The organism is Agrobacterium sp. DE0009, from assembly GCF_007680755.1.
In the GTDB taxonomy this organism is placed as follows: domain Bacteria; phylum Pseudomonadota; class Alphaproteobacteria; order Rhizobiales; family Rhizobiaceae; genus Agrobacterium; species Agrobacterium tumefaciens_B.
In genome coordinates this window covers 1-307 of the sequence record NZ_VEIU01000050.1, presented here as the reverse complement: position 1 = coordinate 307, position 307 = coordinate 1, and the positions used below count along the sequence as shown (strand labels likewise).

1 protein-coding gene is annotated in these 307 nt (G+C 65.1%); it reads right to left on the bottom strand.

Annotated elements, in window-relative coordinates; translation table 11 throughout:
* The coding region (locus FS804_RS24775) for an ImuA family protein (protein ID WP_371417908.1) at nucleotides 1-307 on the bottom strand (307 nt) is incomplete at both ends.

The window sequence follows — 307 nt, the reverse complement described above, 5'->3', positions numbered from 1 at the left end:
ACACCAAGCGCCATCGTCCCGGTTCGCTCGGCAGCCAGCTGCAGGCGTCGGGAACTGACCATCGGCAGGCGGACAAGTTCGCCGACGACCGCCCCGAGACCGCCAAACGAGAGCCCCTCCTCCATATTCGCCAGAACGTCCTCTTCCCTGTCGGACTCCACGAAGATGACGCGGTCGGGATGAAGGCCAACCTGGGCAAGCGCCGGGAAAAACAGATCGGGCCGCGTCATACACCAGATGACGGGGCCTTTGGTCCTGGCGGCAATGCCGGCCACAAAAAGCGCGGCAGCCGCTCCGTCGACCGTAC